General features: G+C 70.7%; 21 protein-coding genes, 1 tRNA gene and 1 pseudogene. 12 read left to right on the top strand and 11 right to left on the bottom strand.

Translation table 11 applies throughout. The features are described from left to right. Nucleotides 1–128: 128 nt before the first annotated feature. Nucleotides 129–938, top strand: coding sequence for a MerR family transcriptional regulator (locus tag KI385_RS19185; protein ID WP_238573386.1), 810 nt, complete (start codon nucleotides 129–131; stop codon nucleotides 936–938). A gap of 52 nt (nucleotides 939–990) precedes the next feature. Here KI385_RS19185 and KI385_RS19190 read toward each other — a convergent pair whose 3' ends face one another. Continuing rightward, on the bottom strand, nucleotides 991–2781 hold the full coding sequence (locus tag KI385_RS19190) for an AfsR/SARP family transcriptional regulator (RefSeq protein ID WP_238573387.1): 1791 nt from the start codon (nucleotides 2779–2781) through the stop codon (nucleotides 991–993). A gap of 416 nt (nucleotides 2782–3197) precedes the next feature. Between KI385_RS19190 and KI385_RS19195 the strand changes: the two genes are divergently transcribed. After that, nucleotides 3198–3710 (top strand): stress protein, encoded by a 513-nt coding sequence (locus KI385_RS19195; RefSeq protein WP_238573388.1) that lies wholly within the window; start codon nucleotides 3198–3200, stop codon nucleotides 3708–3710. Nucleotides 3711–3834: 124 nt separating this feature from the next. On the opposite strand, the gene KI385_RS19200 is transcribed toward KI385_RS19195, so the two are convergent. After that, nucleotides 3835–4803, bottom strand: a complete 969-nt coding sequence (locus tag KI385_RS19200; protein WP_238573389.1) for a LysR family transcriptional regulator — start codon at nucleotides 4801–4803, stop codon at nucleotides 3835–3837. 123 nt (nucleotides 4804–4926) lie between these two features. Between KI385_RS19200 and KI385_RS19205 the strand changes: the two genes are divergently transcribed. After that, nucleotides 4927–6174, top strand: a complete 1248-nt coding sequence (locus KI385_RS19205; protein WP_238573390.1) for an MFS transporter — start codon at nucleotides 4927–4929, stop codon at nucleotides 6172–6174. Nucleotides 6175–6364: 190 nt separating this feature from the next. Here the strand turns inward: KI385_RS19205 and KI385_RS19210 are convergent. Continuing rightward, nucleotides 6365–7168: pseudogene (locus tag KI385_RS19210) on the bottom strand (exodeoxyribonuclease III). Nucleotides 7169–7235: 67 nt separating this feature from the next. On the opposite strand from KI385_RS19210, the gene KI385_RS19215 reads away from it, so the two are divergent. The 7 genes from KI385_RS19215 (at nucleotide 7236) to KI385_RS19245 (ending at nucleotide 13435) form a co-directional block, all read left to right on the top strand. Then, a complete protein-coding gene (locus KI385_RS19215; protein WP_238573391.1) occupies nucleotides 7236–7718 on the top strand; it encodes a GNAT family N-acetyltransferase in 483 nt (160 codons plus the stop codon). Between the two features lie 109 nt (nucleotides 7719–7827). Continuing rightward, the gene (locus KI385_RS19220; protein WP_238573392.1) at nucleotides 7828–8760 is read left to right on the top strand and encodes an ABC transporter ATP-binding protein; all 933 of its coding nucleotides are present in this window, start codon (nucleotides 7828–7830) and stop codon (nucleotides 8758–8760) included. Continuing rightward, nucleotides 8757–9791: an ABC transporter permease subunit gene (locus KI385_RS19225; protein ID WP_238573393.1), complete on the top strand. Its 1035-nt coding sequence runs from the start codon at nucleotides 8757–8759 to the stop codon at nucleotides 9789–9791. Before KI385_RS19220 ends, KI385_RS19225 begins: the two co-directional genes overlap by 4 nt. 214 nt (nucleotides 9792–10005) lie before the next feature. Next, the gene (locus KI385_RS19230; RefSeq protein ID WP_238573394.1) at nucleotides 10006–10401 is read left to right on the top strand and encodes a GntR family transcriptional regulator; all 396 of its coding nucleotides are present in this window, start codon (nucleotides 10006–10008) and stop codon (nucleotides 10399–10401) included. A gap of 196 nt (nucleotides 10402–10597) precedes the next feature. Continuing rightward, nucleotides 10598–11386, top strand: a complete 789-nt coding sequence (locus tag KI385_RS19235) for a MerR family transcriptional regulator (RefSeq protein WP_238573395.1) — start codon at nucleotides 10598–10600, stop codon at nucleotides 11384–11386. A gap of 122 nt (nucleotides 11387–11508) precedes the next feature. Then, nucleotides 11509–12777, top strand: a complete 1269-nt coding sequence (locus KI385_RS19240; RefSeq protein WP_238573396.1) for a glycosyltransferase — start codon at nucleotides 11509–11511, stop codon at nucleotides 12775–12777. Between the two features lie 109 nt (nucleotides 12778–12886). Beyond that, nucleotides 12887–13435 (top strand): M23 family metallopeptidase, encoded by a 549-nt coding sequence (locus tag KI385_RS19245; RefSeq protein ID WP_238573397.1) that lies wholly within the window; start codon nucleotides 12887–12889, stop codon nucleotides 13433–13435. 363 nt (nucleotides 13436–13798) lie between these two features. Here KI385_RS19245 and KI385_RS19250 read toward each other — a convergent pair. From KI385_RS19250 to galU, 7 genes are all read right to left on the bottom strand, one after another. Further along, nucleotides 13799–13871, bottom strand: a tRNA-Ala gene (locus KI385_RS19250). A 75-nt stretch (nucleotides 13872–13946) separates the two neighbouring features. Next, entirely contained in the window at nucleotides 13947–14990 is a 1044-nt protein-coding gene (sepX, locus tag KI385_RS19255; protein ID WP_238573398.1) for a divisome protein SepX/GlpR, read from the bottom strand. A 151-nt stretch (nucleotides 14991–15141) separates the two neighbouring features. Next, the gene (locus tag KI385_RS19260) at nucleotides 15142–15756 is read right to left on the bottom strand and encodes a GNAT family N-acetyltransferase (protein ID WP_238573399.1); all 615 of its coding nucleotides are present in this window, start codon (nucleotides 15754–15756) and stop codon (nucleotides 15142–15144) included. A gap of 14 nt (nucleotides 15757–15770) precedes the next feature. Then, nucleotides 15771–16271, bottom strand: coding sequence for a MogA/MoaB family molybdenum cofactor biosynthesis protein (locus tag KI385_RS19265; RefSeq protein ID WP_238573400.1), 501 nt, complete (start codon nucleotides 16269–16271; stop codon nucleotides 15771–15773). Beyond that, nucleotides 16268–16750 carry a cyclic pyranopterin monophosphate synthase MoaC gene (moaC, locus tag KI385_RS19270; protein WP_238573401.1) on the bottom strand — a complete coding sequence of 161 codons (483 nt, stop codon included), beginning with the start codon at nucleotides 16748–16750 and terminating at the stop codon, nucleotides 16268–16270. Before moaC ends, KI385_RS19265 begins: the two co-directional genes overlap by 4 nt. Nucleotides 16751–16809: 59 nt before the next feature. Next, nucleotides 16810–18126, bottom strand: coding sequence for a molybdotransferase-like divisome protein Glp (gene glp, locus KI385_RS19275; protein WP_238573402.1), 1317 nt, complete (start codon nucleotides 18124–18126; stop codon nucleotides 16810–16812). Nucleotides 18127–18130: 4 nt separating this feature from the next. Beyond that, nucleotides 18131–19033, bottom strand: coding sequence for a UTP--glucose-1-phosphate uridylyltransferase GalU (galU, locus tag KI385_RS19280; protein ID WP_238573403.1), 903 nt, complete (start codon nucleotides 19031–19033; stop codon nucleotides 18131–18133). Nucleotides 19034–19144: 111 nt separating this feature from the next. On the opposite strand from galU, the gene KI385_RS19285 reads away from it, so the two are divergent. Further along, nucleotides 19145–19753 carry a 5-formyltetrahydrofolate cyclo-ligase gene (locus KI385_RS19285; RefSeq protein WP_281066877.1) on the top strand — a complete coding sequence of 203 codons (609 nt, stop codon included), beginning with the start codon at nucleotides 19145–19147 and terminating at the stop codon, nucleotides 19751–19753. A 95-nt stretch (nucleotides 19754–19848) separates the two neighbouring features. Here the strand turns inward: KI385_RS19285 and KI385_RS19290 are convergent, their stop codons facing one another. Then, the gene (locus KI385_RS19290; RefSeq protein WP_238573405.1) at nucleotides 19849–22572 is read right to left on the bottom strand and encodes a penicillin acylase family protein; all 2724 of its coding nucleotides are present in this window, start codon (nucleotides 22570–22572) and stop codon (nucleotides 19849–19851) included. A gap of 195 nt (nucleotides 22573–22767) precedes the next feature. On the opposite strand from KI385_RS19290, the gene KI385_RS19295 reads away from it, so the two are divergent. After that, nucleotides 22768–24294, top strand: a complete 1527-nt coding sequence (locus tag KI385_RS19295) for a potassium/proton antiporter (RefSeq protein WP_238577754.1) — start codon at nucleotides 22768–22770, stop codon at nucleotides 24292–24294. Nucleotides 24295–24577: the final 283 nt, after the last annotated feature.

A 24577-nucleotide genomic window follows, 5' to 3' on the forward strand; every position in this document is an offset into this window, starting at 1 on the left:
GCGCCAGCAATCACTGGCACAGTTGGGAGAGTAGGGCAGCTACGTACCGAGCGGTAGGGGTCGCGCGGCACGAGTTACCACCGGTCGCACCACGGCCCGGTGTCACCTCCCCGGCATAGGCTGACCCCGTGGCAGCGAACGAGAACACCGAGGACGAGCGCGCGGAAACCACAGCCCACCCCCGCCCCGCGCGCGAATTCCGCATGGCCGACCTGGCCGAGGAAGCCGGCATCACGGTCCGTACGCTGCGCTTCTACCGCGAGCGCAAGCTCATCCCGCCACCGCGCCGCGAGGGCCGGATCGCCTGGTACAACGAGCACCACCTCGCCCGCCTGCGCACCATCGGCGCCCTCCTGGAGCGCGGCCACACCCTAGGCGGCATCGCCGAACTCCTCTCCGCCTTCGAATCCGGCCGCGACGTGGGCGAACTCCTCGGCCTGCAGAACCCCTTCGTCCCGCCCTGGTCCGAGGAGACCCCGGTACGCCTCACCCCCGAGGAACTCGCCGACCACTTCAGCCAGGACATCACCGCCGAGAACCTCACCGCGTCCCTGGACATCGGCTATCTCGCCGTGGACGGCGACGAGTTCGTCCACATCAGCCGCCGCCTCCTGGACGCCTCCACCGAACTCGTGCACAAGGGCATTCCGCTGGCCGCCGTCCTGGAAGCCGGCCGCCGGGTACGCGCCCATGCCGACGCCCTCGCCGACATCTTCACCACCCTCATCCGCACCCACGTCCTCGCCGACGTCCTCGAACGCGCCGGCACGGGCGAACCCCCCACCCCCCAAGAGGTCCACCACATGGCCGAGACCATCGAAAAGCTCCGCCCCCTGTCCAAGGGCGTGGTCGAGGCCGAACTCTCCATGGCCATGGACCGCCGCGTCCGGGCGGAGCTGGCGGAGTGGCTGCGGGAGCAGGGGGAGAAGGACGGATAGGGGGAGAAGGACAGGCAGGGGCCGTGACCGCCGGGCGCCGGACGGCCCCTGCTCAGCCGTGCGACGGCCGGCGCTGCGCGAAGTGCTCCAGCAGGCGCCGCACGGCGAGGTCGTGATCGGCCCGCGACTCCTCCGACGCGGCGAGCTGCGCGGCATAGATGCGCACCAGCTCGGCCCGCACATAGTGCCCCTGGACCTGCTCTTCGAGAAGGTGGGCGTCACACAGCTCGGCGAGGTGACGCCGGGTGCGCTCGACGTCCCGTCCGGCCAGCGCCGCGGCGTCGTGGACACCCACACAGGGGCCGGGGTGCAGCCCGAGGATGCGGAAGAGCCGGGCGGCCCCGCTCGACAGCGCTCGGTAGCTCAGATAGAGGTTGGCCTCCACGGACAGATCGGCATCGTGTGTGGACAGCTCCTGCAGCCGACGGCGCTCATCGGCCAGCTTCCCCGTCCAGCACCCCAGTGACCATTCGGGGTGGGCCATCAGCCGTGCCGCGGCGATCCGCAGCGCCAGCGGGAGTCTGTCGCATCGCTCGACGAGTGCCTCGGCCGCCTCTCCGTCCGCCTCGATGCGCTGCCGCCCCAGCGCATTGCCCAGCAGTTGCAGGGCATCGCCGCGGGCGAGCGGCCCCACCGTGACCAGGCCGGCCCCGTCACGGATCACCAGCCCGCTCAGCCGCCTTCGGCTGGTCACCACGGCCAGACAGCCCGGCGTCGCGGGCAGGAGCGGGCGCGTCTGGTCGGCGGTTCCGGCATTGTCGAGCAGGACGAGCATCCGCCGTCCGGCGAGCTGCGAACGGTAGAGCGCTGCCCGCTCCGTCACGGAATCGGGGATCTTCGCTTCCGGGACCCCCAGGGCCAGCAGAAACGTCGACAGAACGGTGCCCGCCCGCATCGGCGGACGCTCGAAGCCCCGCAGATCGGCGAAGAGCTGTCCGTCGGGGAACTCGGCCTTGAGCCGGTGCGCCCACTGCACCGCCAGCGTGGTCTTGCCGGTCCCGCCCCCGCCCGCGAGCACCACACAGTTCGGTCGCGGTACGCGGTCCAGCTTCTGGTCCAGCACCGCGAGCTCCCGTGCCCGGCCACAGAAGTCCCCGATTTCCGGCGGCAGTTGGGCGATCCGGGGCGGCGGATCCGGCCGGTGACCGGAGACGTACGGCGCGATGAGCGACGGCGCGGCCGGCGGCCGGGCGGAGACATACGGCGCGGCGGCGCTGCTCCCGCCGAGCACCGCCAGGTAGGCCTCGCTGAGCGCCGGACCGGGGTCGATGCCCAGCTGGTCCTTCAGGCGCCTGCGGGCCCGGTGGTAGTGGTCGAGGGCCTCGGCCTGCCGGCCGCTCGCCTGCAGGGCGCGCATCAGCAGCGCGGTCAGCTCCTCGTGCAGCGGATCCTGGGTGATCCACGAGGTCAGCTCCGTGACCAGCTCCCCGTACCGGCCGAGCTGCAACAGCTTCGCACCGAGCTCTTGCAGCGCGGCCACCCGCGCCTGGGCCAGGCCGATGCCCAGCGTCCGGCGTACCCGGTTGCCGGGCACATCCGCCAGCGCATCACCACGCCACAGCCCAAGGGCCTGGCGCAGCATCGAGACCGCGGTCCGTGGCTCGGCCTCCCGGGCGCCGGAGACCAGGTCCTTGAACCGGCGGACGTCCACCGCGTACGGATCGGCGACCAGGACGTATCCCTGCCCCCGCGTGGCGAGCTCGGCATGGCCGGCCAGCAGCTGCCGCAGCCGGTGCACATGGTTGTGGACCACGCCTCTCGCACGGGCCGGCGGATCCGCGTCCCAGGCCAGGTCGATCAACCTGTTCACAGGGATCACCTGATTGACCTCGCTGATCAGCACGGCGGCCACCGTGCGTATGCGGCCCGCCCCCAGACTCAGTAGTCGACCATTGTTCAACTCGATTTCAACCGGCCCTAGTAGCCGCAACTGAATCATCGCGCCCTCAAGTGCATGCTGCCGAATGAGCGGACAGCGAACCCCGCCTTTATCAGCAAAGACCACATAGGGGAACACAGGGTTCCGTTTTACTCCCCCGCTCTCACTATATGGACATGGTCAGTGAATTGACGGAAAGTCAGCGAAGCATGCGGACTCCATGAGCACGATGTGAGCAGATCGTGAGCGAGGCGGCTGAACATCGTTCCTGAGCCGGTCGCAGCGGCAATCCCCTGGCGGCTGCCCGGACCAGATCTCCGGCACCCGAGAGACCAGTCGGGTGCCGGAGAGGACTTCCATCCGACCCATGGAGGAGAACCATGTCCACGAAGAACCTGGTGAAGAAGGGCCTTGCCACGGCAGCCCTGTGCGCCGCCCTCACCGCAACGGGTGCCGCCTTCCCGGCAACGGCGATGGCCGCCCCGGCCACCGCCGCAGCGGCGGCGGGCGATTCGCCGGTCGACGTCGGTGCCAACGCCAACCTGAACTTCAATGTCGACGTTCTCGGCATAGCCAACAAGATCGAGGCGTCGATCAAGACCGCCCAGAATCGCGAGGGCTTCGTCAAAAACCTTATGGAGTCCGCGTTCTACGCGAGCGGTGGTCAGTACAACGTCATGGTGCACAACCTCAGCCAGGGCTATGAGGACCACTTCAACGGCGTCAAGGCGTACGGCTCCGCCACCTACGACGGTGTCGTCTACGGGATCTGGGTGTTCGAGGACGGCGAGTTCACGAACAAGGGCGACGGCGGCTACATCAACTGGGCCTTCCGGGGCTGGTTCGAGCGCCCGGACAACGGTGGCTACGTGAAGTTCTTCCGCGCCGCCTGATATTCGTCAGCACAACTGACACGCCACACCCCCCGGTGACGGCCCGTCGAAACCCGGCGGGCCGTTCCGCTTTCCCGGCCACCCCTTCCCGGCCCCAGAGGCGCTGTGCTGCTGGAAGCGACCGTTAGCGTCGGGTGTGGTCGATGTTTCCGTCACTGCGGCGTGGTGTCGTTGCCCAGGAGGGGAGCCAGGCTGTCTCGGGGAGCGGTGCCAGGTTTCCGAAGTGGTTGATGATTGCCCGGAGTCCTGGGTGTGGATTCGCTCGGGGGAGGATGAGCGAGATCGGGTATGCGAGGGTCGGATTCACGATCGGGATGCGGCGCAGGTCGTGGTTCGTCGGCCAGATGTACCGGTCGCGCGAGCCAACGAGGGTTGCCACGTCTGCGGAGTCCGCGAGGATGTCGAGGAGTACCTCGTTGCCGAAGTTCGGGCCCGCGGCGTCGATGCGGAGGTCGAAGTCGGTGGCGAGCTGATCGTAGAACTCCGCCCATTCGCTTCGCGGCGCGATACCCGGCACCCAGATCCGGTGCCGGCGCAGCTGCGACGGTGTCAGTGTGCGTGCGGAGGCGAGCGGGTGCCTCGGGCCGACGACCAGTTCCAGCGGGGAGTGGAACGCGTGGATCATTTGCACGTCGCGCGGCAGTGTGGCCGGGTCGGTGACCGAGCGGAACGAGGCGTCGATATCGCCCGCTTGGACGGCGGTGACCGCCACGCGCGGGTCGTTGGCCTTGAGGGTCACCACGTCGAGATCGGTTTCGGGATGCGACCGCCAATAGTCGTGCAGGATGACGGCCTGCGCGGATCGCAGGCCGAGAACGTCGATCCGAAGGGCCCGCGAGCCCGGCCTGGTCGCGGTGACGGCGCGATCGACACCCGTGATGATGGTCCGGGCGTGCGGGAGGAAGGCTTGGCCGTCGAGTGTCAGCTCGACCCCTCGGGCGGTGCGGGTGAACAACCGGACGTCGAGTTCACGCTCCAGGGTTGCGATCCGCTTCGACACGGCCTGTTGCGTGACGCCCAGCTCGTCGGCCGCGTGTTGCAGCTGTCCGAGCTCGGCCGCGCGGACGAACGAGCGCACCGCCTCGGTATCCATTGATCCAGCATAAACATGCCCAACTGATGGTTGTGGCTCGCCCGGGAGTCGGTTGTTTGATCCCGCGACGGTGCGGCCGGTGTGATTCCGAGACCCGAACATCGGTTGTCGCGAGGGAGTCGCATGCGCGTGCAGTTGGGGCGCAGTTTCGGTTGGCTGTGGTCGGCCTACGCCGTCAGTACATACGGCACGTGGATCGCCTTCGGCGCGTTCCCGCTGATCGCGGTTCGAGTGCTGCACTCGCCGGCATTCGCGGTGTCGCTCCTGGAGGCGGCCGGGCTTGCCGTCGCGGCGATTGTCGCGTTCTCGCTCGGGCCGTGGGTTGAGCACCGGGCCAAGCGTCCGGTGATGATCGCGATGGACCTGATCCGGTTCGTCGCGATGGCAAGTGTCCCGATCGCGTACGTCCTCGGCTCGCTTTCCTACGGCCAACTGCTGGTCGTCTCGGTCATCTCCGGGACCGCGAGCATCGCCTTCACCGCCGCATCCGGCGCGTATCTGAAGTATCTCGTCCGGAGCGATCACCTCCTTGTGGCGAACGGGAGATTCGAGGGCACGAGCTGGATGGCGACCGCGGCGGGCCCGCCCCTCGGTGGTGCACTCATAGGGTTGCTCGGCCCGGTCATCACCGTCATGGCCGACGCCCTCAGCTACCTGCTGTCCGCGCTCGGGGTCCTCCGCATCCGCGGAGGCGACGTCGCGGCACCCCGCGGCCGGGCCACCAGGTTGCGCGGAGCCGACCTTCTCGGCGGCTGGCGGTTCATCCTCCGCGACCCCGCACTGAGGCGCCTGTTCCTCAACCAGATCCTGGTCGGCGGCCTGATCATGGCCACCGCCCCGCTCCTGTCCGTCCTCCTGCTGGGCCAGTACCACTTCCCGGCCTGGCAATACGGTCTTGCCTTCGGCATTCCGGCACTCGGCGGCTTCGTGGGCGCCCGCCTCTCCGCGCGCCTCGTGACCCGCTACGGCCGGCACCGGGTCATGATCGTCTCCGGCTGGCTGCGATCGCTCTTCCCGCTCGGTCTCACGTTCGTCCGTCCCGGCATCCCCGGACTCCTCACCGTGATCATCGTCGAGGGCCTGCTGATCACCTGCATGGGCATCTTCAATCCGATCTACGCGACAGAACGCCTGCAACGCACTCCCGCGGATCACACCGCCCGAGTCCTCAGTACATGGAGTGCCACCAGCAAACTCCTACAAGCTGCCCTGATGGTGATCTGGGGCATTCTCGCCACACTCACCAGCCCGCTCGCCGCGATCACCATGTCCGGCGTTCTCCTGCTCGCCACCCCGCTCTTGCTGCCCAAACGGATACATGTGTCCGCCCCTGAGCCCGCCGCGTCGGCCGAAGACGTCCGGGTCGCATGACTCACCGCAACACCCCGCCCCCGGAAGGGCGCCGCAGGCTCATCGAGCGCTGTCGCACCCGCCCATCGACCCGACCGGCGAGACGCATCGTGCACCGCAGCAGATCATCGCCGCACGCCCCGGCCCTCGACCGTCAACCGCCCGCATCACAACCCAGGGACAGCGTCGGCAACGTCCTGGCCTCCTGCACCTAGAGATCAAATGCGACCGTCACGGGCGCATGATCGCTCCACCGCTGGTCATAACTGGCCGCCCGCTCCACATACGCCTTCACCGCGCGTCGGGCGAGGCCCGGGGTGGCCATCTGGTAGTCGATCCGCCAGCCCGCGTCATTGTCGAAGGCGCGGCCCCGGTAGGACCACCATGAGTACGGGCCCTCGGTGTCCGGGTGGAGGGCACGGACGACGTCCACGTAGCCGCCGCGGGTCTCGTCGAGGACATCGGTCAGCCAGGCGCGCTCCTCGGGGAGGAAGCCGGACTTCTTCTGGTTGGCCTTCCAGTTCTTGAGGTCGGCCTCCTGGTGGGCGATGTTCCAGTCGCCGCACACCACGACCTCCCGGCCGTCGGCCGCGGAGCGCTTACGCAGCTCGACGAGGTACGGCAGGAATTCCGCCATGAAGCGTTCCTTCTCGTCCTGGCGCTCGGTGCCGACCTCGCCGGAGGGCAGATAGAGACTGGCGACGGTCACGCCGGGCAGGTCCGCCTCGACGTACCGGCCGCTGGTGTCGAATTCCGACGAGCCGAAGCCGACCTGGACGCGGTCCGGCTCCCGCCGGGTGTAGAGGGAGACACCGGCCCGGCCCTTGGCGGCGGCCGGGGCGTGCACGGTGTGCTAGCCCGACGGCTCGCGCACCTCCTCCGGCAGCTGGGCGGTCTCGGCCCGTACCTCCTGCAGGCACAGCACATCGGCCGCGGTCTCCGCCAGCCACGGGACGAAGCCCTTCTTGGCCGCGGCGCGCAGCCCGTTCACATTCACAGAGGTCACGGTGAGCATCCGGGCACGATACCCATCCCCCGGACCTCGTCGCGTCGCCCACCCGCTCACCCGTACGATTTCTGGAATGGAGATACGCCCCGTCCGCTATGACCACCCCGACGCGGTCACGCTCGACGCACTGGTCCAGCAGGAGTACGTCCGGCGCTACGGCGACGGCGATATGACGCCGCTGGACCCGGCGATGTTCGCCCCTCCGAACGGTACGTATCTGATCGCGTACGACGAGGGCCGGCCGCTGGCCACCGGCGGGTGGCGGCTCCAGGAGGACGCGAACGAGGGATACGCCACAGGCGACGCCGAGATCAAGCGGATGTTCGTGGTCCCGGAGGCGCGCGGGCGGGGACTGGCCCGGCGGATCCTGGCCGCCCTGGAAGCGGATGCGCGGGCCGCGGGGCGCTCCCGCATGGTGCTGGAGACCGGCATCAAGCAGCCCGAGGCGCTGGAGCTGTACGCCTCCAGCGGCTATGCGCCGGTGAAGAAGTTCGGTCTTTACCGGACGTATGAGGCCAGCCGGTGCATGGCGAAGTCGCTGGTGAGCGCGGGCTGAGAGAACGGGGCGCCGAGCGGGCGCCCCTGGCCGTCCCCTTCTGTTGACAGGGATCCGGGCCGCTCTCCATACTCATTCCACTAATCAACTAGCTAAAGGGGGGATCCGGGTGAGCGAGCCGAGCCCATGGGCCATCGAGGCCGAAGGACTGGGGAAGAAGTACCGTCGCGGCTGGGCGCTGCGGGACTGCTCCTTCCGGCTCCCCGCCGGCCACATCTGCGCACTCGTCGGCCCCAACGGCGCGGGCAAGAGCACCTTCCTGAGCACCGCGACCCGGCTGACGCAGCCCACCACCGGGACGCTGAAGCTGTTCGGTGTGCCGGTCTCCGACCCGTCCGTCCTGGAGCGGGTCGCCTTCCTCGCGCAGGACAAGCCGCTCTACCCGCGCTTCACCGTGGCCGAGACCCTGCGGCTCGGCCACGAGCTGAACCCGCGCTGGGACCAGGCGCTGGCCGAGCGGATCGTGCGCTCGGGAAATGTGCCCTTCACCGCCCGGATCGGCACCCTCTCCGGCGGTCAGCGCACCCGTATCGCCTTCGCCCTCGCCTTCGGCAAACGGCCCGAGCTGCTGCTGCTCGACGAGCCGATGTCCGACCTCGACCCGCTCGCCCGGCACGAGCTGTCCGGCCTGCTGATGGCCGAGGCCGCCGAGCACGGCACGACCGTACTGATGTCGTCCCACATGCTCTCCGAGATCGAGGTCATGTGTGACTACCTCCTCGTCCTCTCCGAGGGCCGGCTGCGGATGGCCGGCCAGACCGAGGAGCTGGTGCCCGCGCACATGCTGGTGACGGGCGTGGCCAGTGGCGACGACGGGGTGCCCGAGGAACTGCGGCGGCAGCACACGGTGGTCGAATCCCGGGTCACCGGACGGCAGTTCACCGCAATGGTGCGGCCGGGCGGCCCGCTCCCCGACAGCTGGGAGACGCTGTCGCCGAGCATGGAGGAGGTCCTGCTGGCCTATCTGCGCTCGCCCGACGCGCCCACCCTGATCTCCGACGAGGCCCGGATCGACGGCGGGCAGCAGGAGGCCGCCGCATGAGCAGGAACAGCACCGCCGGCCCCGCCGACACCCGTCGCACCACGAGCGCCACGGCCGCGGCGAGCGTCCCCGCCGAGACGGCCGCCCCCCGCCGCGGCCTGCCGCGCGGCCTGGCCTGGCTGGTCTGGCGCCGGCACCGCGCCCTCCTGCGCACCGGCCTGCTGGTGACCGTCGCGGGCTGCGCGCTCTTCGCCTACCAGCGCATCGGCGTCATGGACTTCCTGCACACCAAGGGCTCCTCGCCGGGCGCGGACGGACGGCTGCTCACCGAGTTCCAGAGCAACTTCGGCCCGATGTTCAACAGCGACACCCAGTACCTGCGGTTCCTGCCCTTCGTCATCGGCGTCTTCCTCGGCGCACCGCTGATCGCGGGCGAGCAGGAACACGGCACCATCAGGCTGGTCACCACCCAGTCGGTGAGCCGCGGCCGCTGGATCGCCGCCACGCTCGGCCTGCCGCTGGCCGTCGCGGTGCTGTGCACCACCCTGCTGTCGGCCGCCTTCACCTGGCTCTGGTCGCCGGCCCATGAGCTGGTGATGAGCGGCGACTGGCTGCAGAGCGGTGCCTTCGAGAGCACCGGCCCGATCCCGGTCGCCACGACCGTGTTCCTGACCGCCTGCGGTATCGCCCTCGGCATGCTGATCAAGCGGGTGGTGCCGGCGATGGCGGCCACCGCGGTCTTCGCCGCGGTCACCTCCGTCATCTGGTCGGAGAAGGTACGCGACCACCTCGGCACGCTGCGCAGCGTCACCTACCCGTACGACGCCGGCGGCCCCGACCTGCCGCGCGGCTCCGTACGGATCGACGACTGGGTGTCCACCGCGGACGGCAAGCTCTACGGCTTCGGCACCTGCGTCAACGGCGACACCACGGCCTGCCGGGCCAAGCTGGGCATCGTCAACCGGGTGACCCAGTACTTCGACTACGCGCAGATGCCGGGGATGCAGTGGCTCGGCGCGGGGATCCTGCTGGCGCTGGCCGCCATGGTGCTCGCACTGGTCGTGTGGCGGGCCCACAGGCGGCCGCTCTGAACGGCGAGGCGCGCGGCGACCGGTGCGGGCGGCGGCGCGGACGGCCGCCCGAGGGGCCGTCTTGTACGCGGCATGCCCCGGGCGGCGCTTTGACACCCGGCACCGGCCGCCCGATCATCAAGCGGTCGGGCAGCGCGGCGCAGGTCGCGCCACGGGCCGCGGTACAGGTGACGGCCCGTGCGGAAGAAGCCGCGGAAGCGGAAGAAGCAGAGAGGTGGTGAACGTCGTCGAGTTCCGGATCGATCGCCGCAGCGGCGTCGCCACCTACCTCCAGATCGTCCAACAGGTCCAGCAGGCACTGCGGTTGGGCATCCTGGTGGAGGGCGACCGGCTGCCGACCGCGGCGCAGGTCGCCGCCACGACCAAGGTCAACCCCAATACGACCCTCAAGGCGTACCGCGAACTGGAACGCGAGGGCCTGGTCGAACCACGCCCCGGCCTCGGCACGTTCGTCAGCCGCACGCTCGCCCGCCCCGACTCCGCCGCGGACGCCCTGCTGCGCGAGGAACTCCGCTCCTGGATGCAACGGGCGCGCGCGCAGGGGCTGGACCGCGAGGATGTCCAGGCGCTGCTGAATTCCGTACTGCAGGAACGCTATCCGGACGCCTGAGCCCCGCCCCGGGCCCGTCGGCATCCGTCGCGGGGGCCCATCCGGCCGGTCTCCGGCCCCGGCCCCCGCTTGACCCTCACCTAACGTCAGGCCACACCCTGAACGACGGACGGCACGCACCGCACCACCGGCGGCATCACCACCGGCAGGGCGGTACGACCGCACGACCGCAAATCACGGGATGAAAGGCGCTGCGATGGGCTACTCGGTCGGGCAGGTCTCCGGCTTCGCGGGGATCACGGTGCGCACCCTGCACCACTACGACAAGGCCGGTCTGCTCTCCCCCAGCGACCGCAGCCCCGCCGGCTACCGCCTCTACAGCGACGCCGACCTGGCCCGGCTGCAGCAGATCCTCTTCTACCGGGAGCTCGGCTTCCCGCTCGACGAGATCGCCACCATCCTGGAGGACCCCCAGGCCAACGTCCTCGACCATCTCCGCGCCCGGCACCGGCTCCTCAACGACCAGATCACCAAGCTGCGGCGGCTGGTCGAGGTCGCCGAGCAGGCCATGGAGGTCCAGCAGACCGGGGTGGAGCTGACGCCCGAGGAGCGGTTCGAGGTCTTCGGCGAGGTGGCCTTCGATCTGAGTTACGCCACCGAGGCCCATCTGAAGTGGCAGCACCGGGAGGGCCACCAGCGCTCGATGGCACGGGCCGCGGCCCACTCCAAGGAGGACTGGGCGCAGATCATGGCCGAGGCCGCCGAGTGGCGCCTGCGGCTCACCGCCGCCTTCGACGCCGACGAACCGGCGGACGGCGAGCGCGCGATGGACCTCGCGGAGGAACACCGCCGGCACATCACCCGCTGGTTCACCCCGTGCCCCACCGACATGCACGGCCGGATCGCCGACGACTTCGCCGCCGACCCCCGCGCGTTCGCCCTGGTGGTGCCGCCCACCGAACAGCGCCCCGGTCTCGCGCCGTACCTGCGCACCGCGGTCCACGCCAACGCCGTACGCCAGTCCGACGCCGCCGGCAAAGCCTGAGCGCCGCACCCGCACCACCACCCGGGCCTCCACGCCCCCGAACTCACCCTCACCCGCGCCACCCCCACGGCCCACCCATGCCCGCCGCGGGGCGCCCCGCCCTACCCGAAAGCCACCCGCCCATGACGAAGATCCTGATCACCGCCGCCGGATCGTACGGCGACATCGCCCCGTACACCGGCGTGGGCGCCCGTCTCCGCGACGCCGGCCACGACGTCGCCCTCGCCACCCATGACGCCTACGCGCCCCTCGTCCAAGCCGCCGGCCTGGAGTTCCGCCACCTGCCTGCCGACCCCCGAGCGCCCCGCGCGGCTGCCGGCCCGCGCCCGCGCAGCGCCTCCCCCGACAGCAAACGCGACCTCATGCGCAAGGCCGCCGCCTTCATCCGGGAGCTCGGCGGCGGAATCGCCGACGCCGCCCGGGACGACACCGAACTCCTGCTGCTCTCGACCACCACCGCACCGCTCGGCCGGCACCTCGCCGAGGCGAGGGACATCCCGTCCCTGGGCCTGTCCCTCGTGCCCAACGCCCCCACCGGCGACTTCGCCCCGGTCGTCAGCGGCGCGAGGTCCCTCGGCCGCTGGGGAAACCGCACCGCCGGCCGCCTCTCCCTCCGTATCGTCGACCGCCTCTTCAGGGACGCCACCCGCGACCTGCGCACCCGCCTCGGTCTGCCGCCCGCCACGCCCCGTACGGTCCGCCGCCGCACCGAAGCGGCCGGCTGGCCGGTCCTGCACGGCTTCAGCGAGGTCCTGGTGCCCCGGCCCGCGGACTGGCGCACCGGCCTGGACGTCGTCGGGAACTGGTGGCCCTGGCACGCCCCCGATGCCCAACTCCCGCCCGCCGTCGAGGACTTCCTCGCCTCCGGCCCGCCCCCGGTCTTCATCGGGTTCGGCAGCATGGCGGGCGGCGAGGGCGAGCGCCTGAGCAGCCTCGCGGTACGTGCCCTGCGCCGCGCCAAGGTCCGCGGCATCCTCCAGTCCGGCTGGGCCGGCCTCACCACGGAGCACACGCGGCAAGGCCCCGACATCCTCACCGTCGGCGAAGTCCCGCACGCCCTCCTCTTCCCCCACATGTCCGCCGTGGTGCACCACTGCGGCGCCGGCACCACCGCCGCGGGACTGCGCGCGGGAGTCCCCACCGTCCCGGTCCCGGTCACCGCCGACCAGCCCTTCTGGGCCGCCCGCCTGGCGTCACTGGGCGCCGCCACCACCCCGATCCCCTTCCAGGACCTCGCCGCCGACGACGCCGTCAGCCGCCTGGCCGACGCCCTCACCAAAGCCACCACCGACCCCGCCCACCGCGACCGCGCCACCCAGGCCGCCCACCGCCTCGCCACCGAGGACGGCACCGGCGCGGTCACCCAAGCGGTCGCCCGCCTGACAACCTGAGCCCACCGCACCCCGACAACCAGGCACACCGGCCGGGAAACACCCGATCGGCGGCCCTGCGCCCCGCCCCGGGATGCGACCGCCCGCCACAAGGCGTGGGCTCGCAACTATGACCACGTTCCGCAAAAGCACCCCGCTGCGCAGAATGCTGCTCCGCGCCATAACGCAGGCGGCCCTGGGCTCCGTCCTCACCCTGGCGGCATCCCAGGCGGCCCACGCCGCCCCCGTCGGCACCTGGACCCACCCGGTGCCCACCCACTACCGCATCAGCTCGCCCTACGGCGTACGCGGCACCTGGCAGGCCGGTCACCACACGGGCATCGACCTCGCCGTCCGCGCCGGGACCCGGGTCAGATCCGTCGGCGCCGGCACCGTCGTCCTCGCCAAACGGTCGGGCGCCTACGGAAAGGCCGTCACGATCCGGATGAACGACGGCCGCTACACCCTCTTCGGCCACCTCTCCCGCATCACCGTCCACCGCGGCCAGAAGGTCCGCGCCCGCACCCGCCTCGGCTACGCCGGCGCCACCGGCCGCGCCACCGGCCCCCACCTCCACTTCGAGGTACGCACCAGCCGCCACTACGGCTCGGACATCAATCCCCTCACCTACCTCGCCCGACACGGCGTCCGCCTGACCCCCCGCACCCTCGCCCGCTGACAGCTGACCCGGGATCACCTCCCACCCGTCAGCCCTTGCCGAGGTCTGCCGGGCCGGTCACCCGCGTGCCGGCGGATGGTGGTGGTCGTGCCTCGCCATCGTCAGCTTCACCTGCTTCGCCGCGTGCCGTGCCCAGCGGCACAAGGCGTTCAGGCTCTTGGCCCCTGCCTGTCCGACCGTCGGCCCGGCCGCGGCACTCACCCCCGTCGGCACCGCCGTCCGGATCTCCGCCCTCTGAGTACGCGGCCCCTCCTGCCGGGACGGGAGACCTGTACGCCAGGACGCAGGTGTTGCTGTACTTCGCTGCTGTACGACGCGAAAAAGCCCCCACCGGATCATCCCGGTGGGGGCTTTGACGTGCTGTGGACCTGAGGGGATTCGAACCCCTGACCCCCTCGTTGCGAACGAGGTGCGCTACCAGCTGCGCCACAGGCCCTTGCGACGAGAGAAACTCTAGCATCTCGGTCGTGGTGCTCGGAAATCGCTTCCGGTGCTGGTCAGCGGAGGGCCGTCACTCGTTCGCCGCGCGCGGGCGGTCCTCGTTCTCGTACTGGTCGAAGAGGGGGGTGCGGCCGCGGGTGCGGCGGCCGGGGGCGGCCGGGCGGTCCTGTGCGGTGTCCGGGTGCGGGTGGTCGGGGGCGGCGCTGGAGCGGGCGGAGCTCCAGGCGTCCTCGGCGTCGAGGTCGACATGGCTGGTGGCGCGGGGGGCGACCGGGGCGGTGACGTAGGTGGGGAGCGGGACCGGGACCGGCTCCCAGCTGCCGGCGGCGGGGCGCGGGCGTTCGCGTTCGCGCTGCTGGTCGACCCACTCGGCGTGGTCGGTCTCCTCGACCAGGGCGCGGCGGCCGGCGGTGTGGGCGGGCATGGCCGGGCGGGGCGGTTCCGGGGCGGCGTCGGCGGGGGCGTCAGCGCGGACGTCGGCCGGGTGGTCGTCGGCGGGCGGCTGGTCGGCCGCCTGCTGAGGGCGGGACCTGCCTTCCCGCAGTCGTTGCGCTGCCGCCTCCGCCTTGCGCTGGTCCATGGTGAAGGTGAACCGGCGGCGCTCCTGGGCGCGCAGATAAATGATGTAGGCGGTGAGGAGCAGCGCGGGGAGGGCGGGGGCCCAGAGGAAGGGGATGCCGCCGACCGCGGCGACGATGGCGCCGACGGTGAAGGCGAGGAAGAGGACGGTGATGGTGCGCCGACGGCGGGCGAGGACCTCGGCGCGCTTGGTCCGCTCTGCGGCGGAGGGGCGCGGCGGGGCGGCCTGCACGCGGGTGTGGGGAGCCTCGATGCCGTCCGACGGAGCGGGATCGGCGAAGGGCCGGGCGGCGGCCGCGTCGGCCGCGGCGTCCGGACCCGGTTCGTCATCCGCATCGTCGGCGGGGTACTCCCCGTGCGCCTTGTCGTAGCGGCGCTGCATGGCCGCGCGTCCGGACAGCAGCCGGATGGCGGTGCTGAAGCGCTCGGTCGGACGGGCCTCGTTGAGCTCATCCTGTCTACGGAGCCACATCGGCACCAAGTAGGCGGCCCAGGCCCCGACGATGACTGCGTAGATGAGGCCGCTGCTTCTCACAACTCACACGGTAGAGGGGTTTGCATGGGGCCATCCGCCAATTGGGCCGGTGTGTCGCACGATCTGGCTGATATCTCGAACTTTTTTGTGATGGTAGAGATCGGCACCCCCGCCAATCCGGTCAATTCGCGAACGCTTTCGAACATTTATTTTATTTGTGGGGTGCGCCTGGGGTGCTGGGTTTCTCCCGGCGCCAGCGGTTGAGCAGGCCTTCGGCCGCCTCTTCCGCCGTGAGGGCGAAAACCGCGTGGTCGCGCCAGGCACCGTCGATGTGGAGATAGCGCGGTCTGATGCCCTCTTCGCGAAAGCCGAGTTTCTCGACCACCCGTCGGCTGGGGATGTTCTCCGGCCGAATGCAGATCTCGATGCGGTGCAGTCCCACGGTGCGGAAGCAGTGGTCGACGGCGAGCGCGACGGCGGTCGGGATGACGCCGCGGCCGGCGACTTCCTGGTCGACCCAGTAGCCGACATGGCCGGAGCACATGGAGCCCCAGGTGATGCCGGCGACCGTCAGCTGGCCGACGAGCCGGCCCTGGTATTCGACGACGAACGGCAGCATCCGGCCGGCATGCGCCTCGGCACGCAGATGGCGGACCATCTGGCGGTACGTCGGCCGGTGTGGCGGGGCGACGCCGGGCGGGGGCGGTGGGATGGTGGCTTCCCAGGGGCGCAGCCAGTCGCGGTTGCGGCGGTTGACCTCGCGCCAGGCCCGCTGGTCGCGCAGCTTTATCGGGCGGAGGGTGACAACACCGTCCGTCAGGACCACCGGCCAGGGCGCGTTCAGTTCGGGCTCCCGGAAGAGCGGGGATGGTCGCCGCCGCGGATCTGGTCGACGGCGTGCGGCAGGAGGTCGGTGAGTACGGCGAGGCCGTCGCGGACCCCGCCGGTCGAGCCGGGAAGGTTGACGATCAGGGTCGTACCGGCGACGCCCGCCAGGCCCCGGGAGAGCGCGGCGGTGGGGATCTTCGTACGGCCGGCGGCGCGGATCGCCTCGGGGATGCCGGGGACCTCGTAGTCGAGGATCCGGCGGGTGGCCTCGGGGGTGCGGTCGGTGGGCGAGACGCCGGTGCCGCCGGTGGTGAGGACGACGTCGTAGCGGGCTTCGACGGCCGCGCGCAGGGCGGCCGCCACCGGGTCGCCGTCCTCGACGACCTGCGGTCCGTCGACCTCGAAGCCCATGGCGGCCAGGCCCTCGGCGAGCAGTGGGCCGCCCTTGTCGGCGTAGACGCCGGCCGCGGCGCGGTTGGAGGCGGTGACGACCAGGGCGCGGGCGGGTCTCATGACCGGCTCCAGTCGCCGGACTTGCCGCCGGTCTTCTCCTCGACCCGGATGTCGGAGATCACCGCGGCCTTGTCGACGGCCTTGATCATGTCGACGACGGTGAGGGCGGCGACGGAAACGGCGGTCAGCGCCTCCATCTCGACGCCGGTGCGGTCGGTGGTCTTGACCGTGGCCGTGATCTCGACGGCTTCGTCGGTGACCGAGAGGTCGACCTTCACCCCGGAGACGGCGAGCGGGTGGCAGAGCGGGATCAGCTCGGGGGTGCGCTTGGCGCCCATGATGCCGGCGATCCGGGCGGTCGCCAGGGCGTCGCCCTTGGGCATGCCCTCGCCCCGCAGCAACTCGATGACCTGCGGTGATACCAGGACGCGGCCGCGGGCCCTGGCCGTGCGGGTGGTGACGTCCTTCGCGGAGACGTCGACCATCCGCGCCGCGCCCGCCGCGTCGAGATGGGTGAGGTGTTGCTGGCCGCTGCTCATCGTTCTCCCGGTCCAAACTGCCGCCTGTGGGACGACACCGTACCCCCGGCGGCGACGGGCTACCCGAGCAGGACGACGTCCACCGCTCCGCCCTCGGCGACCTCGGTGACGTCCTCTAGGACGACGATCAGCGCATTGGCGTGCGCCATGGCCTTGATCAGGTGGGAGCCGGCGCCGCCGACCGGGGTGACCGTGCCGGCGTCGGGGTCGTAGGAACCGCGCAGGAACTGCCGCTTGCCCTTGGGCGAGGAGGCGATGGCGTCGGTGCAGCGGGCGGGGGTGGTGGGGCGGTGGATCTCGGGCAGGCCCATGAGGGCGCGGATGGCGGGGCGTACGAACAGCTCGAAGGAGACGTACGAGCTGACGGGGTTGCCGGGCAGGGCGAGCAGCGGGATGCGGTCGGGGCCGATGAGGCCGAAGCCCTGGGGCTTGCCGGGCTGCATGGCGAGCTTGCGGAACTCCACCTGCCCCTCCTCCCCGGAGAGGCCGGCCAGGGTCTCCTTGACCACGTCGTACGCGCCGACGCTGACGCCGCCGCTGGTGACGAGGATGTCGGCCCGGATGAGCTGGTCCTCCAGTGTGGAGCGCAGGGTCTCGGCGTCATCGGCGACGGCACCGACGCGATAGGCGATGGCTCCGGCGGCGCGGGCGGCGGCGGTGAGCTGGAAGCTGTTGGAGTCGTAGATCTGACCGGGGCCCAACGCCTCGCCGGGCTGGACCAGTTCGCTGCCGGTCGACATCACCACGACCCGGGCGCGGGGGCGTACCCGGACCGTGCCGCGGCCGATGGCGGCGAGCAGTCCGATCTGGGACGGGCCGAGCACCGTGCCCGCCGCCAGGGCCGGCTCGCCCGCGCCGACGTCGCTGCCGCGGGCGCGGATGTGGGCGCCGGCGGCCACCGGGCGGTGGACCAGGACCTCGCCGCCGGCGTCCTGGGGGGCGGCGCTGTGGGCGCGCATCGTGGCGGCCGGTCCCTCGCCCGTGCCGCCGTCGGTCCACTCGACGGGGACGACGGCGTCGGCGCCGGGCGGCACCGGGGCGCCGGTCATGATGCGGGCGGCCTGGCCGGGGCCGACCTCGGGCAGCTCACCACTGCCCGCCGCGACATCGCCGATGACGGTCAGGGTGACGGGCGCCCCTTCCGCGGCGCCCGCGACATCGGCGACGCGGACGGCATAGCCGTCCATGGAGCTGTTGTCGAAGGGCGGCAGAGCGACGGGGACCGTGATGTCCTCGACCAGGACGCAGCCCTGGGCGTCCGGGAGCTGAAGCTCGATCGGGTCGAGCGGTTCGATCTTCGACAGGACGTCGTCGAGATGCTCGGCCACCGACCAGACGCGGTCCTGGTGGCTGGTCTGGCCGGTGGCGGGGTTCAACGTCCTACATCTCCTCGGTGACGTAACTGCGAAGCCAGGTCCGGAAGTCGGGGCCCAGGTCCTCACGTTCGCATGCCAGTCGGACAATGGCACGCAGATAGTCGCCGCGGTCACCGGTGTCATAGCGGCGGCCCTTGAAGATCACGCCGTGCACCGGGCCGCCCAGGGCGGGATCGGCGGCCAGCGCCTGGAGGGCGTCGGTGAGCTGGATCTCGCCGCCGCGGCCCGGGTCGGTCTTGCGCAGCACCTCGAAGACGGCCGGGTCGAGGACGTAGCGGCCGATGATGGCGAGGTTGCTGGGGGCCTCGGCCGGGTCGGGCTTCTCGACCAGGTCGGAGACGATCACGAGGTCGTCGTCGCCGGTGGGGGTGGCGGCCGCGCAGCCGTAGAGGTGGATCTGCGCCGGGTCGACCTCCATGAGGGCGATGACGGAGCCGCCGTACTGCTCCTGCACCTCGACCATGCGCTGCAGCAGCGGGTCGCGGGGGTCGATGAGGTCGTCGCCGAGGAGGACCGCGAAGGGCTGGTCGCCGACGTGCGGGGCGGCGCAGAGCACCGCGTGGCCCAGGCCCTTGGGGTCGCCCTGCCGTACGTAGTGCATGGTCGCCAGGTCGCTGGACTCCTGCACCTTGGCGAGCCGGGACTCGTCGCCCTTGCGGTGCAGGGCCTCTTCGAGCTCGTAGTTGCGGTCGAAGTGGTCCTCAAGGGGGCGCTTGTTGCGGCCGGTCACCATCAGGACGTCGGAGAGCCCGGCGGCGGCCGCCTCCTCCACCACGTACTGGATGGCGGGCTTGTCGACGACCGGGAGCATCTCCTTGGGTGTGGCCTTTGTGGCGGGGAGAAACCTGGTGCCGAGGCCGGCTGCTGGGATGACAGCCTTGCTGATCCGTGTGTGCGATGGGGTCATGCGCGACACCATAACCGGCCCTATCGGAACGATGATGAGGGACTGGTGAATAGAGCATGAGAGCGGGAGCAAGGGCACACAGTGAGCACTGACCACGATAGAAAGCGCAGGTTGCGGCGGGATCTCCTCGAGGTAAGGAGAGCGTTGCCGCCGGATGTCATCGCGGCGGCGGGCGAGGAGCTGGCCCGACGGACCCTGGAACTGGACGAGTTGGCACCGGGCGCCGCCCCGCCGCCCGCCACCCCGCCGACCGTCGCCGCGTACGTCTCCATAGGCGGCGAGCCCTCCACCCGCGCCCTGCTCGACCGGCTGCGCGCCGCCGGGGTGCGGGTGCTGCTGCCCGTACTGCTGCCGGACAACGATCTGGACTGGGCGCGCTACGAGGGCGCCGGGCGGCTCGTACGGGCGGGCCGGGGGCTGCTGGAGCCGGACGGCGAGCGGCTGGGCCCCGCGGCCGTCACGGAGGCGGATGTGGTGCTGCTGCCGGGGCTCGCGGTGGACCGGCGGGGGCTGCGACTGGGGCGCGGGGGCGGCTCGTACGACCGGGTGCTGGCGCGGCTGGAGCGGGCCGGGGCGCGGGCGTCGCTGGTGGTGCTGCTCTACGACGCGGAGGTGCTGGCCGAGGTGCCGGCCGAGGAGCACGACCGGCATGTACATGCCGCGGTGACACCCTCGGGCGTGCACCGCTTCGCGGCGCCGCAGGGGCGTACGGGCGTCTGACCTGCGGCGCAGAAACGCCGTCGGGCGGACCGGAACCCTCCGGCCCGCCCGACGGCGTGGCGCTCACTGTGTGACGGCGTGACGGCCGTCCGCCCCTACGGCGACAGCGTCAGCGTGTCCTTGCCCGCCTTCTTGACGGCTTCCTCGCTGAATGCCCAGGGCAGCAGTTCGCCCTTGGCCCACTTGTCGGTCTGGTCGTAGTAGTGCGCGTCATAGGCGTGGCCGGAGGCGCCGGTGAGGTTGATCCAGCGGGACTTGTCGAGGTCGGCGAGGTTGACGACCATCCGCATCGACGGGACCCAGGTGACCTTGTAGCCGCCCGCGGCGTTCCAGCCGGTGGCGTCGACCGCGGCCTCACCGCCGCCGACGTTCCAGGGGCCGCGGTTGAACAGGCCCTGGAGGATGCCGGGGCCGTCGGTGCCCAGGGTCTGGTTCTTCAGGAACATCTGGTGCAGCCGGCCCCAGCTCCAGTTGTCGATGTTCTTGCCGAGCTTGGAGGTCAGCTCGTAGCGCGCGTCCTTCATGGCGTGTGCGAGGAGCTGGTCGCGGTTCTTGTCGCCGGGGCGGCCGGGCCGGTCCTCGGTCTTCCACCAGGCGTTGTCGGGCTCGTCGATGATGTTGCGGACGACCTCGTACCAGCGGTCACCGCCGTCGGGCTGGGCGGTGTCGCCGGCCCGCTCACCGCATTCGCGGACCAGCTTGTCGACGTCGTCGGCGGGGCCGGTCTCACTGGACGGACGCACGTTGAGGCACTGTCCCTCGACGCGCAGCTCCTTGGGCATCTTGTTGCCGAAGGCGAGCTTGAGGGTGTTGCGCCAGACGGCGTTGAAGTAGGCGGCCGCGGCGGAGTCGGGCTCCTGGGTGAAGTCCCAGCCCTCCAGCAGCTGTTGGGCGTCGCGGACGTACTTGTCCTTGATGTCGATCTTCGTCAGGTAGGGCGTCAGCAGCCGGGCGATCTCGCTGCTGTTGTCCCTCTGGAAGGTCTGCATATCGTCCGTGGAGACCTTGCTGCCGTCCTTGATCTTCGACTCGATGAGATCGTTGATCCGCTGGCTGCGGGAGCCGTAGCCCCAGTCCTTGGTGAGGAGGTAGGGGTACTTCTCGTCGGCGACGGCCTGGTTGGCGGTGACGATGTAGCCGCGCTTGGGGTTGTACTCGTACGGCAGGGCCTTTTGCGGGATGTAGCCGCTCCACCGGTACTTCGGGTCCCAGCCGGGCGCCGGGTAGGTGCCGTCGAAGTGACCGTCGCCCTTGCCGCGGACCGGGATCCGACCGGGAGCCTGGTAGCCGATGTTGCCCTTGGTGTCGGCGTAGATCAGGTTCTGGGACGGGACCTCGAAGTGGCCGGCGGCCTTGCGGAATTCGTTCCAGTCCTTCGCGCGGTCGAGTTCGAAGACGGCGTCCATGGACTTGCCGGGGTCCAGCGCGGTCCAGCGCAGCGAGACGGCGTAGCCGTCGCCGCGGTCCGGTGCGGCGTTGCCGACCGGGGCGTCCTTGCCGACGTTGCCGAGCTCGTCGTCGCGGTCGGAGACGATCGGCCCGTTGTTGGTGGACCGGACGGTGATCTCGCGGCTCTCACCGCCGGCGACCTTGATGGTCTCCTTGCGCGTGAGGAACGGCCGCTGCTTGTTGTCGAAGAGGTACCCGTCGGCGTTGATCTTCTCCAGGTACAGATCGGTGACGTCCGCGCCCAGGTTGGTCATGCCCCAGGAGATGTCCTGGTTGTGGCCGATGACGACGCCGGGCATGCCGGAGAAGGTGAAGCCGGAGACGTCGTAGTTGCACTTGGGGCCGGTGGCGCGGCAGTGCAGGCCCATCTGGTACCAGAGCGAGGGCATCTGCGGTGCCAGGTGCGGGTCGTTGGCGAGCAGCGGCTTGCGGGTGGTGGTGTGGGCACCGGAGACGACCCAGGAGTTCGAGCCGATGCCGTTGCCGTTGGGGCCGAGCAGCGCCGGGATCTCGTCAAGGGACTTGGAGAGCGAGGACAGCTGCGACTGCAGGCCGGCGGCCGCGGCTCCGGGGCCGGCGGGGGTGGCGTTGGCCGAGCCCTTGGGCGTGAACTCCTTGGTGGCGGGGTCGAACGCGCCGCCATCGACGATCGGTTTGTTCCGCTTGTACGGGTATGCCGGGTACAGCTGGGCGATCTGCGCCGGCGTGAAGCGGCTGGCCATCAGGGAGCGGTCGATCTCTTCCTGCATATTGCCGCGCAGGTCCCAGGCCATCGCCTTGAGCCAGGCCACCGAGTCGACCGGCGTCCACTTCTCGGGCGTGTAGTCGTTCTCGAAGTCCAGGGCCGCGTACTCCAGGGACAGCGCCGAGCCCTGGTGGTCCTTGAGGTAGGCGTTGACGCCCGCGGAGTAGGCCTGCAGGTACTTCTTGGTGCCGGGCGACAGCTTGGTGTCGTACTCCTTCTGCGCCACCTCGTGCCAGCCGAGGGTCCGCAGGAACGAGTCGGTCTTGACCTGGCTCTTGCCGAACATCTCCGAGAGCCGGCCGGCGGTCATGTGCCGCCGGACGTCCATCTCCCAGAAACGGTCCTGGGCCTGGACGTATCCCTGGGCGCGGAAGAGGTCTTCGTCGGTGTCCGCGTAGATCTGCGGAATGCCGTTGGCATCGCGGGTGACGTCCACCGGGTTGGTCAGGCCCGGGAGTTTGAGCGAGCCGGTGGTCTGCGGGAACGACGCGCGGACGGTACTGACACCCCAGAACGCGCCGAAGCCGATGCCCGCCACGAGCAGCAGCACGACCGTGATCGCGACGAGGCGGCCGCGCCGCCCCTTCTTTTTCCTGGGGACTGGGCCGGACTTGTTGGCGGGCATCTCTGTCCTTCGAGGGGCAGGGTGGGAGTGCTGGAGCAACCATAGGCGCACGGGTTCGGCGACCCCTACGCGGAGTCACTGCCAGCACATCCAACTTTCAAGCAATGGTAAATTGTTAGCCTCAGTAACTAGATACGGTAAGGAAAGCCGACCCCGAGCCCACCCGCCCGGACCCGAGCGAGGAAGGACCAGCTCCTGACTGTCGACCACCTCAACGAACTCCTGCTGATCTGCTCGCTCGTACTGCTCATTGCGGTCGCCGCGGTACGGCTCTCCTCGCGCAGCGGGCTCCCCAGCCTGCTCATTTACCTGGGGATAGGCGTCGCCATAGGGCAGGACGGGCCTGGCGGCGTCATCTTCGACAACGCCGAGCTGACCCAACTCCTCGGCTATGCCGCGCTGGTCGTGATCCTCGCCGAGGGCGGTCTGGGCACCAAGTGGAAAGAGATCAAACCGGCGCTGCCCCGGGCGGCGGCGCTTTCGACGGTCGGCGTCGCGGTGAGCGTGGGGGTCACCGCGGCCGGAGCGCACTATCTGGCCGGACTTGACTGGCGCCAGGCACTGCTGATCGGCGCCGTGGTCTCCTCGACGGATGCCGCGGCCGTCTTCTCGGTCCTGCGCAGCGTGCCGCTGCCGGCCCGCCTGACGGGCGTACTGGAAGCCGAATCCGGCTTCAACGACGCCCCGGTGGTCATCCTCGTCGTCGCCTTCTCCACCTCGGGTCCGGTCGACCACTGGTACACCCTGCTCGGCAAGATCACCCTGGAGCTGGCGATCGGCGCCGCCATCGGACTGGCCATCGGCTGGCTCGGCGCGTACGGCATGCGGCATGTGGCGCTACCCGCCTCCGGCCTGTATCCGATCGCCGTCATGGCCATCGCGGTCTCCGCCTACGCGGCCGGCGCACTGGCGCACGGCTCCGGCTTCCTCGCCGTCTATCTGGCCGCGGTGATCCTCGGCAACGCCAAACTGCCACACTCACCGGCCACCCGCGGCTTCGCCGAAGGCCTCGGCTGGATCGGCCAGATCGGCATGTTCGTCCTGCTGGGCCTGCTGGTGACCCCGCACAACCTGATCGACGACATCGTCCCGGCGCTGGTCATCGGCATGATCCTGACGATCGTGGCCCGGCCGACGTCCGTATTCGTCGCGCTGGCGCCCTTCCGGGTGCCCTGGCGGGAGAAGACCCTGCTGTCGTGGGCCGGACTGCGCGGCGCGGTCCCGATTGTGCTGGCCACCATCCCGATGGTGGGCGACGTCCCCGGCAGCGAACGGGTCTTCAACATCGTCTTCGTCCTGGTCGTCGTCTACACCCTCATCCAGGGGCCGACGCTGCCCTGGCTCGCCCGGCGGCTGCGGTTGGGCGACGGCGAGGAGGCCGCCGACCTGGGTATCGAGTCCGCGCCCCTGGAGCGGCTGCGCGGCCATCTGCTGTCCACGTCCATCGGGCCGGGGTCCCGTATGCACGGCGTCGAGGTCGGCGAGCTGCGGATGCCGGCGGGCGCCGCGGTCACCCTCGTCGTACGGGACGGCTCCAGCTTCGTACCCTCGCCCACCACGGTGCTGCGGCACGGCGACGAGCTGCTGGTGGTCGCCACCGACCCGGTGCGCGATGCCGCCGAGCGGCGGCTGCAGGCGGTCTCCCAGGGCGGCAAGCTGGCCGGCTGGCTGGGGACGGAGGGCCCACGGGGCCATCGCACCCAGCGCCACCGCCCCCGCTGATCCCCGTCCCGGGGCCGTGAATGTGCTGCAGATCTCCACGGATCCCAAGGAAAACTCCGTGAAGCCCTGGTCAATCCCAGGGCTTCACGGGCTCCGACCTGTAGTATGAAGAGGTAACAATACGAACCACCTCTGCCTGAAGCAGAGCTGGCGCGACCGCTCGGCGGCCGCGGTCCCCCTGCCACACGCAGCCACCTCTCGGTGCGGACCATGCGGTATCACTCGGTCCTGCGCGAGAGGACAGCTCTCGGCGCGTACCCGTGACGACCTTGCGGCGGCGCGC

The organism is Streptomyces inhibens, assembly GCF_022221585.1.
Classification (GTDB): Bacteria; Actinomycetota; Actinomycetes; order Streptomycetales; family Streptomycetaceae; genus Streptomyces; species Streptomyces inhibens.